The following is a 10,080-nucleotide window of genomic DNA, read 5'->3' on the forward strand; positions in this document are numbered from 1 at the left end:
TTGGGTGGAGCGGACAATCCAAATGGTGAATTACTGTCTTATATCATTGGCGCTGACACGGCTTCGCTATCTCGTCAACTTACGGTTGAATACGACTACGTGTGGTTTGTCCCTTCTGGCGCTGTAAAAGATGACCTACGTCATGCCACGCTGGTGGCCCTGCCTGTTCCGGGGCATGGTGCAGGCGAACCGATTGGAATACTGACCCGCGTAGATGCGACGTTCTCTTCCGGTTGCCAGGTGATGATTAACGCTATTAGAAAATCAATGCCATTCTGAAAGATGAAGGGATCTGTCGATCCCTCCTTTAACATTTTCACACCATAGCGAAACTAACGGATTCACCAGCTCCACGTGGTTATGAGATCAACGATCAGGTGAATTGATTAAAGATAAGCCAGATAAACGTATAGACAAGGATTATGGTTTTATTTGTCATACAAATAAATATAATAAGCGCTTCCGATGTAGGCCCGTATTCTTCGCCTGTACCACGGGTCGGTTTTAGTACAGGCGTTTTCTTTAAATATCCATCAGGAACGTTTACGCGGCATCATGCGTAGAAGTGTGTTGTTCTTCCAGAAATAGTGGTGTGCCAGTGCAGCTGCAGCGTGCAATCCGATGACAAAATATCCCAGATTCGCCAGCGTCTCATGCCACGACTTTAAGCTATCAACCCGTTCGAAATTGGCCTCTGATACGTAAGGCATCGTCATACCAAACGCAAACCACGGATTGCCCCGGTAATACATCATCACCAAACCAGTCACTGGCAGCGCAATAAACAGGAGATAAATCACCAAATGTCCCAAATGCGCCAGTCCTGTCATCATCGGTTTTGGCTTAGGTATAATCGGCGGGACTGGGTATTTCAGCCTTAACAAAAGACGAACGACCATCAGCACGAGAATTGAGATGCCACAGGAAACATGAATCATGTTGATGAGTGGCCGATCGCTACGTGGGAAAAAACCACGAAATTCTATTGCGCAATACGCTGCGATAACCAGCAAAAAGACCAGCCAGTGAATGCCGATTTGTAACCTTGAATACTTATCCTTCATAACATTTCCTGCTTTAAAACAATTTTCCGTTAACATAACGGGCTTTTCTTAAAATTTCATTAAATGATGTTTTTCGCTGCTGTCGCGCCAGCTCTTGCCCAACGACAAGTGTAAAAGGGAGAAATAAAGGTAAGGAGTCATGCCCGTTTGCAAACAAGTGGTTCACAAACGGGCAATTTTTAACGGAGCGAACGACTTTCCATCGCCTCGATGAGTACCGCATCGTGTTTCAGGGTTTGCCATGCCTGGGTGACTTCTACAGGAAAATCAACGTGGACGATAAAATCTCGCCCGCGTGGACCGTAACCATCGCTATCATCGCGTAAACGCGGCAGCTCGCCAGTGAGTAGTGATAGATAACGTTCAACCGGCCATAATCCTTGCAACGGATTAACAAAGATTACACTGTCTGCGTTATTTCCTAACTGAGGAACGAATCCAGGATAACTTAACCAGCGTGGTGCATCCGGATTATCCCTGGTCATACGGTGGAACGTCGCCATCGTGCGCCGCTGCATGGTGGGGTCCTGTACAACGATAGCCGTGTGAACTCGTTGTACGGCCTGATTCAATAGCGCGATGATGAAGCGTGCGTTTTCACCGCAGTTTGTTGACTGGTCTTCAATCCAGATTTTGTCATGCGGAATGTGCCAGAACTGATGAGCGATATCTGCCAGAATGGTAGCCTCTGCCCTGCCAGTGGTGCGAATAGTGTTGTAGTGCGGATGCTGTGCGATGGCGCTATACAAAAAAGTTGTCGAGTGACCGATACCACCGCTAATTAGTAAAGGAATTTGCTGATCGCGGGCAATCTTACATGCCGCGTCGATAGTCGGCATAACCGCATTGCCTGCAAGGATCACGCAATCGGCCTGATATGGCGCCTCACCGGAGAAATCATCCTGCGCCAGCCATTGTCCGATAACATTTATGGCATCTATGGTTGCCGTCGAAAGCGTCGGAAACGGGGTCATGTTCATGGTTCCTCCTTATCGTTCCCTTAAGAATACTGCGTGAGATAATAATGAGAAGCGGAGCACTCTGAAAGGAAGATGATCCTTTTTCTATCGCGCCATCGCGAACCAGACACTGGTTTTAGTCATACACTATTTGCGGAGAAACTGTTGATAAAACATCAATAACATCATTTGACGTGGCAATAACATAATGTTCGATCATTTTATTTTTATGAATTTCACAACTTTGCATAGTAAACCATGCAAAATAGGCGGAATTCACTACTCTGTAGATCCCCGTTTGGCTAATACCGTGCATTCCTGACATTCCTAACAAATCACCTTCGTCAGTAACACGAAATGAATGTATCCAGTCAAATGATATCTTAAGCTCTGACTTAAACGTCGGGCATATCAGGGTAAGTTCAAGCCTGGCATTTTTATAGCTTAAATCTGACAGATCGACGTTTTTAAAAGATAATGAAGTCGGAGTGATATTTACAAAATATTCATCCATATTAATAACCCTTAACATATGAGACTGTACTCAATAGACCACACATTAACCTTCTGCAAAAACGGCGCGAGGATGTTTAAGTACTATGAATAATCGATGGACATTGCTGTGGTTTGACATTACCTTGTCCAGTCATTAACCATTTTTCAGAGGGAACATCTGCAATACATTCATTAATGCGAAATATAATTCCCCTTGAGGCGCCCATATTCTTATCTTCTCATCCCCTAATATAATAAATTGCAATTGACGTTTGAAATCTAATGTTTTATTTTCAGGTAGTTCAGCTTGTATTTTTTTATTGATATCATCAAGGTAGATGTGATGACAATGCTCATCAAACATACTCTTCACTTCCAGACCGTTTACAGATGTCCATCTTTGTTCACTTTCCCAATAAACAAGAACCGGTTTGCGACAGGTATATCTACCTAAAAAGCGCTGAATGTGTTCTTCCTGATTCTCGTAAAATATTGCCTCTGCATTCGAGATTTGCCGGCGCATTCGCCAGCGGATTTTTTCTTCATAAAAAGACAAGTTGTCACTCTTGGCATTACTAATATTCATTGTCAACAACCCGCATCGTTTTAAATGTAAACCTTAAAAAACCGCCAAACAGATTAAGTGAAAAATTATACTTCTTTGCCTTATAAACAATTGTCGCGTCTTTAATATTACCTGATTTCTGGTTATCAATAATCTCAGCAATATCCATAACCTGCGATAAATGTTCCACTCCCGTAAACTCGAATCTTTTTCGTTCCCTTCCGGCTGTAAATTCATCAACATAGAGTTCTGTCGTCAATATAAAATTATACTCGGCGTGGTGACATTCCATTCTGGTTTCTACTAAAACACCATCATGCCAGATAATATTTTCTACATTTTTCATACTATTAATTATTCTCAGGTAAGTAACCATTAGAGTTTCTAAATTGGTTTCGATGACGCAGAAACTCTCGTTAACAAACAATCTAGCTCAAATGTGCATTGCGTTATTATGATATCATTATTCTTTTTAATAAGTTCACGCAAAACACTTTTTTGAGTTTCAGTAAATTCAATCAGATTTATTGAACGTACAAAATCGCTAATGGTCTGTTGGCGTAGAAACTTTTTCTCTGACATGATATAAAAAATAAACTTAAATTCGTCGTCATCAACGTGAAGTTTAACCGGATAAATTACTGATAAAACATAAATTGCGCGTCGATAATTTCCCTGCGGAAGTTTGTCAAAGAAAGAGATTAACGCCTGACCAACGTTATTACTCTCTATTATCCGCTCAAATTGCGTTCTCAGTATAATATCATGTCTACTCATTGCAATACGTCCTGTTCGCCCAAGGCAAAAGTATGAATGAAACTTATGTAAATTTGTTAATTTTATCAACCTGCGAGCAGTGCAGGCACTGCTCTATGTTTTAATTTTTAGATAAGTAAACTCTCACCAACCTGCTATGTCAGCACTCGTCGGTCCTGTTTCAATACTACCCATAATATCAATAATGTGCCCCCAGAACATATCATCATCGTTATAATATAATGAATAATCTCCATTATAATCCATGGCCAACTTAACAAGATTTATTCTGCTAACAAACATATCGTCTGTAATTTCATCATTTTCCTCATCTTGTAGCCAGTCGTTGGCCAGTTCAGTTAATTGTTCTGCGGCATATTGCCTAAACTCCTGGTCATTTTTCTGCATATTGTTGAATAAAAATCGCAGATTTTCAAAAACCTGTTCCCATGTACATTTATCATTCTTATCTACTTCCATAGATACAGAAATATTCTGATTATTCCATGTTACTTCCCCGCAAAAACAGGAGTCGTCTTTATTAAGCACGAAAGTCCCCAATTGTTTATCTTCAATAATAACGGGCTTGCGATATTCTTTCTGAATATTGAGCAGTTCCTCACACTGAACATGACTTTCAAGGATTTCAAGGACATAAAATCTATTATAAAACGCTGGTGACTTCCCTTCCGGCACAGTCCTGTGAATCAAGTCTCGTACTCTCAGGCGATACAAACCGCCAGACTGCATATTAAACGGCCACGCACATCCTTGATCTTTCATATTTTCTTCTGTTATCAACCAGTTGAGCCGTCCAGTAATTATCACCGCCGCTCTTACCTGCGCCACCGCCAGTATCACTAAGAAGAACGAGAATTTCTTCTTCTGTATCTTTAAATGTATGACTAAATTTTTTGTATTCTTCAGAATTTAAGTCCATTTTTTCCTCAGTGAAAAATAAATTTGATCAATAACATTGAGTATCGCTGTAATAAATGTGTTATCGATAATTCAAAAATGACTGCGTACGCCACAAGTCTACTCCCCACGCGACGTATGGAGTACCGCCCTTGCTATTTTTCAGAATTCATAAAGAAAAAACCCGACAGCATAGGCTTACCGGGTTTTAGATTTCAGGCAAATAGCAGGGTTAACTGCTAATCTGCTCCATCGCCTGCAAAATACGCTTATCTGAAATCGGATAAGGCGTACCAAGTTGTTGGGCGAAGTAACTGACGCGTAACTCCTCTATCATCCAGCGGATCTCTTTCACGTCTTCATCCTCACGACGTGCAGGCGGCAGTTTGTTGATCCATTGCTGCCAGGCCTGCTGGACGTTTTCGACGTTCAGCATCTGAGCACGGTCACGATGCGGGTCAACCGCCAGTTTTTCCAGTCGTTTTTCAATCGCCTGCAAATATCGCAGCGTGTCGCCCAAGCGTTTAAAACCGTTACCAGTGACAAAACCGCGATACACCAGCCCGCCCATCTGCGCTTTGATATCCGACAACCCCAGCGCCATAGTCATATCGACACGACCTTTCAGGCGTTTGTTGATATTGAACACCGCAGTAAGAATTTGCTCGACCTGCTTCGCAATATCCACCACCGTATCGTTCAGTTCGGCGCGCACTTTTTCATGCAGCGCAGCAAAGCCTTCTTCCGTCCAGACAGGGCCGCCATTAGCGTCGATCAGTTGATCTACACCGCAGGAGATACAGTCGTCGATCAGTTCCAGTACTTTTCCATACGGGTTAAAATACAGCCCAAGTTTGGCTTTGTTTGGCAACTTCTCATGCAAGTATTTAATCGGCGATGGAATATTCAGCAGCAGTAGACGGCGAAGACCGTTCCACATTGCCTGCTTTTGCTCCAGCGGGTTATCAAACAATTTGATCGCCACACTGTCTCGCTCATCCACCAACGCCGGCCACGCCTTCACTTTGTAGTTGCCACGCTTCTGTTCGTAACTTTCCGGCAGTTGGCCAAAACTCCAGATATGTAAGCCACTCTGCTCGATACCATCATCTGCAACGGCAGACAGTGTTTCCTGCACTTTTCCTTTCAGGGCATCTTTCAGATCTTGCAGCGAGCGCCCTTCTTTTAACTTCTTATTTTTATCGTCCACCACGCGGAAGGTGATTTTCAGGTGATCGGGCACCTGATCCCAGAGCCACTCTTCACGGTCAACGGTAACGCCAGTCATCCGCCGTAGCTCTCGCTCAAGACTGTCGAGCAACGGCAATTCCAGTGGCGTGACACGGCCTAAAAACGCTTCGGCGTAGTTTGGCGCGGGCACAAAATTACGGCGTACCGGTTTCGGCAACGATTTAATCAGCGCAATCACCAGTTCACGGCGCAGACCGGGGATCTGCCACTCAAACCCACGCTCCTCAACCTGGTTAAGTAACGGCAGCGGAATATGTACGGTCACACCGTCAGCATCTGCCCCCGGCTCAAACTGATAACTCAAACGCAACTTGAGATTGCCCTGATGCCAGAAGTTCGGGTAATCCAGCTTGCTGATTTTTTCTGCCCCTTCTTTGATCAGCATGCTCTTTTCAAAGTTGAGCAAATCAGGTGTTTCACGGCTGATTTTTTTCCACCAGCTGTCGAAATGGCGTGCAGAGATCACATCATGGCTGATGCGCTGGTCGTAGAACTCAAACAACGTTTCGTCATCAACCAGAATGTCGCGGCGACGTGATTTGTGCTCCAGTTCTTCCACTTCGGCCCGCAGTTTCAGGTTTTCACGGAAGAATACGTGACGCGTCTGCCAGTCACCTTCCACCAGCGCGTGGCGAATAAAAAGTTCACGACATAACGCAGGATCAATCTGGCTGTAGTTGACCTTGCGCGCGGCAACAATCGGCAAACCATAAACAGTGACTTTTTCCGTTGCCATCACCGCGCCCTGCGCCCGTTCCCAGTGAGGTTCGCTGTAGGTGCGTTTAATCAAATGCTGAGCAACGGGTTCCACCCATTCCGGATCGATGCGTGCCGCAATGCGCCCCCACAGGCGACTGGTTTCTACCAGTTCTGCCACCATTACCCATTTCGGCGGCTTTTTGAATAACCCGGAACCGGGGAAGATGGAGAAACGCGCATTACGTGCGCCGGTATATTCCTGTTTATCGGCATCTTTCATGCCGATATGGGAAAGCAAACCGGTCAGTAAGGCGATGTGAATTTCTCGATACTCTGCCGGTTCGCTGTTAACCGGAATGCCAAGTTCCTTCACCACCTGGCGCAACTGGGTGTAGATATCCTGCCATTCGCGCACGCGAAGATAATTGAGGTAATCGGTACGGCACAGGCGGCGAAAGGCGTTAGAAGAGAGCGCCTTTTGCTGCTCGCCAAGATAATTCCACAGATTTACAAACGCCAGGAAGTCGGACTCTTTGTCGTGGAAGCGACGATGTTTTTCGTCCGATGCCTGCTGTTTATCCATTGGTCGTTCGCGCGGATCCTGAATAGACAAGGCCGAGGTGATAATCATCGCCTCACGTACGCAGCCATGTTTCTGCGCTTCCAGCACCATTCGCGCCAGACGAGGATCGACCGGCAGCTGCGAGAGTTGGCGACCGAGCGGTGTAAGTTTGTATGCGGTTTGCTGTTCGTCAGTGGTGATCGCGCCCAATTCTTCGAGCAGACGCACGCCATCCTGAATATTGCGTTTATCTGGCGCTTCGACAAACGGGAACGCGGCGATATCGCCCAGCCCCAGCGCAGTCATCTGCAAAATAACCGACGCCAGATTGGTACGCAGAATTTCCGGGTCGGTAAACTCCGGGCGCGAGAGGAAATCATCTTCCGAATAAAGTCGAATACAGATCCCTTCGGACACACGACCACAGCGGCCTTTACGCTGATTAGCTGAAGCCTGCGAAATTGGCTCAATCGGCAAACGCTGCACTTTGGTGCGATAGCTGTAGCGGCTGATACGCGCCGTTCCGGGGTCGATAACGTATTTAATACCCGGCACGGTCAGCGAAGTTTCCGCGACGTTGGTCGCCAGCACAATGCGCCGTCCGCTGTGCGACTGGAACACCCTGTTCTGTTCGCTGTTCGAAAGCCGCGCATAAAGCGGCAAAATTTCCGTATGGCGTAAGTTCAGCTTGTTCAGTGCGTCGGCGGTATCGCGAATTTCCCGCTCGCCGCTCATAAAGATCAAAATATCGCCGGGGCTTTCCTGGCTCAGTTCGTCTACGGCATCGAAAATCGCCTGCAACTGGTCTCGCTCAGTGTCGTCGGCTTCTTCAACAATCGGGCGATAGCGTACTTCCACCGGATAAGTGCGACCGGAGACTTCGATAATCGGCGCATTATTAAAGTGGCGCGAAAAGCGTTCCGGGTCGATAGTCGCTGAAGTGATAATGATTTTTAGGTCAGGACGCCGCGGCAGCAGTTCTTTCAAATAACCGAGCAGAAAATCGATATTCAGGCTGCGTTCGTGCGCTTCATCGATAATGATGGTATCGTACTGCATCAGCAGGCGGTCCTGCTGGATTTCTGCCAGCAGGATACCGTCAGTCATCAGTTTGACCATCGTGTTATCACTAACGTGATCGCTGAAACGCACTTTGTAACCGATGCAACCGCCCGGCTCCGTTTTCAGCTCTTCTGCAATACGGTTCGCCACCGTTCGTGCCGCCAGGCGACGCGGCTGGGTATGGCCGATCAGCCCTTTAATCCCACGCCCCAGCTCCATACAGATTTTCGGTAGCTGAGTCGTTTTACCGGAACCCGTTTCCCCGGCGACGATCACTACCTGGTGATCACGAATTGCTTCGAGTATGTCCTGTTTTTTCTGACTAACCGGCAAATTGTCCGGGTAAGTAATTTCCGGTCGTGCCGCTTCACGCAGCAGGACTTTCCCGGCCACCTGGTCAATCTCTTTCGCCATCTCCTGGAAAATGGCTTGTTGTGCATCAGGATTTTTAACCTTCTTCACGCCGTGCAGACGGCGGGAAAAGCGCAGTCTGTCACGCAGCATCAGCGAATCCAGCCGCTGCTGCAAGGCAGTAAAGGTCAATTTTTGTTGTTCTGTCATAACGTTAGTGGGCAATAGTTTGCCTGATTAATTTTCTTTTAAATGATAGATATAGAGTACCACATCGCGGCTTTCTATGCGTTGTTCAATAAATTCGAACATTGGCTTCGATTTATTGCGCTATCTCTGTGGCAGGATTGTGAATAAAGTGTCAACAAGCAACGGGGCATCGCCCATTCAAACATCTATAAGGAAACATCATGAGTAAGGTATTAGTTCTTAAATCCAGCATCCTGGCAGGGTACTCTCAGTCTAATCAGTTGTCCGATTATTTTGTTGAGCAATGGCGCGAAAAGCACTCCGCTGATGAAATCACCGTTCGCGACCTGGCGGCAAATCCGATTCCGGTACTGGATGGCGAGTTGGTTGGCGCTCTGCGTCCGAGCGATACGCCGCTGACTCCGCGTCAGCAGGAAGCTCTGGCGCTTTCCGATGAGCTGATTGCCGAACTGAAAGCCCACGACGTTATCGTTATTGCGGCACCGATGTACAACTTCAACATCTCGACTCAGTTGAAAAACTATTTTGACCTGGTTGCACGCGCAGGCGTTACTTTCCGCTATACGGAGAATGGTCCGGAAGGTCTGGTAACGGGTAAAAAAACCATCGTTATTACCAGCCGCGGCGGGATCCACAAAGATGGTCCAACGGATCTGGTCACACCGTACCTGTCTACTTTCCTGGGCTTTATCGGCCTGACAGACGTGAAGTTCGTCTTTGCGGAAGGGATCGCGTACGGTCCGGAAATGGCAGCGAAAGCACAGGCTGACGCGAAAGCAGCCATCGACAGCATTGTTGCTGCATAATCGGACACGATCTTAATGTGGACTGTAGATATTCAGTCCACATCTCAATCTACTTACCTGTTTTCCCACAATCTCAGGTTCCGTCTGTACTGGAAGACTCAGCATAAACAGGGGAAGTAAACGTATCCAGCTGCAAAAAAAAGAAAACAAAAGGGAAATGCATCTTTCCCTTTTGTATATTCGTTATTCTCGCGAAATACCATCCAACGTAGACAACACTTCCGCAGAAAGATGCAATTTCTCAGCGGCCATATTCTCCCGTAAATGTGCAACAGAAGACGTCCCAGGGATCAGCAAAATGTTCGGTGAACGCTGTAACAACCGTAAGCGTGCAGCAAGAACCGTATTGACGGGGATGTGTTATTCAGTCGGCAGTGCTACG

At 46.4% G+C, this 10,080-nt stretch carries 8 protein-coding genes and 4 pseudogenes; 2 read left to right on the top strand and 10 right to left on the bottom strand.

The genetic code is table 11. From position 1 onward, the window contains the following. A pseudogene (locus A7090_RS23645) lies at window positions 1-279 on the top strand (hypothetical protein); the annotation flags it as partial. Between the two features lie 254 nt (window positions 280-533). Here the strand turns inward: A7090_RS23645 and cybB are convergent. From cybB to hrpA, 9 genes and pseudogenes are all read right to left on the bottom strand, one after another. Further along, complete coding sequence (gene cybB / locus A7090_RS23650) at window positions 534-1,064, bottom strand: cytochrome b561 (protein ID WP_105275731.1); 531 nt, start codon at window positions 1,062-1,064, stop codon at window positions 534-536. 179 nt (window positions 1,065-1,243) lie between these two features. After that, window positions 1,244-2,044: a DUF218 domain-containing protein YdcF gene (gene ydcF / locus A7090_RS23655; protein ID WP_105275732.1), complete on the bottom strand. Its 801-nt coding sequence runs from the start codon at window positions 2,042-2,044 to the stop codon at window positions 1,244-1,246. A 115-nt stretch (window positions 2,045-2,159) separates the two neighbouring features. Then, window positions 2,160-2,537, bottom strand: coding sequence for a hypothetical protein (locus tag A7090_RS23660; protein WP_089574178.1), 378 nt, complete (start codon window positions 2,535-2,537; stop codon window positions 2,160-2,162). Between the two features lie 135 nt (window positions 2,538-2,672). Continuing rightward, the gene (locus A7090_RS23665; protein ID WP_105275733.1) at window positions 2,673-3,104 is read right to left on the bottom strand and encodes a hypothetical protein; all 432 of its coding nucleotides are present in this window, start codon (window positions 3,102-3,104) and stop codon (window positions 2,673-2,675) included. Further along, entirely contained in the window at window positions 3,094-3,429 is a 336-nt protein-coding gene (locus A7090_RS23670; protein WP_105275734.1) for a hypothetical protein, read from the bottom strand. Before A7090_RS23670 ends, A7090_RS23665 begins: the two co-directional genes overlap by 11 nt. A 4-nt stretch (window positions 3,430-3,433) precedes the next feature. Continuing rightward, window positions 3,434-3,860, bottom strand: a pseudogene (locus A7090_RS23675) (hypothetical protein). Between the two features lie 123 nt (window positions 3,861-3,983). Next, window positions 3,984-4,388: a DUF2262 domain-containing protein gene (locus tag A7090_RS27410; protein WP_446718735.1), complete on the bottom strand. Its 405-nt coding sequence runs from the start codon at window positions 4,386-4,388 to the stop codon at window positions 3,984-3,986. A 102-nt stretch (window positions 4,389-4,490) separates the two neighbouring features. After that, window positions 4,491-4,779, bottom strand: a pseudogene (locus A7090_RS26835) (DUF2262 domain-containing protein); the annotation flags it as partial. 210 nt (window positions 4,780-4,989) lie between these two features. Further along, window positions 4,990-8,892 (bottom strand): ATP-dependent RNA helicase HrpA, encoded by a 3,903-nt coding sequence (gene hrpA / locus A7090_RS23685; protein WP_105275735.1) that lies wholly within the window; start codon window positions 8,890-8,892, stop codon window positions 4,990-4,992. Window positions 8,893-9,092: 200 nt separating this feature from the next. Here hrpA and azoR point away from each other — a divergent pair, with 200 nt between their 5' ends. Beyond that, the gene (gene azoR / locus A7090_RS23690) at window positions 9,093-9,698 is read left to right on the top strand and encodes an FMN-dependent NADH-azoreductase (protein WP_105275736.1); all 606 of its coding nucleotides are present in this window, start codon (window positions 9,093-9,095) and stop codon (window positions 9,696-9,698) included. Between the two features lie 183 nt (window positions 9,699-9,881). Here azoR and A7090_RS23695 read toward each other — a convergent pair. Continuing rightward, window positions 9,882-10,019: pseudogene (locus A7090_RS23695) on the bottom strand (aldo/keto reductase); the annotation flags it as partial. Window positions 10,020-10,080 lie beyond the last annotated feature (61 nt).

The organism is Escherichia sp. MOD1-EC7003, from assembly GCF_002965065.1.
Taxonomy (GTDB): domain Bacteria; phylum Pseudomonadota; class Gammaproteobacteria; order Enterobacterales; family Enterobacteriaceae; genus Escherichia.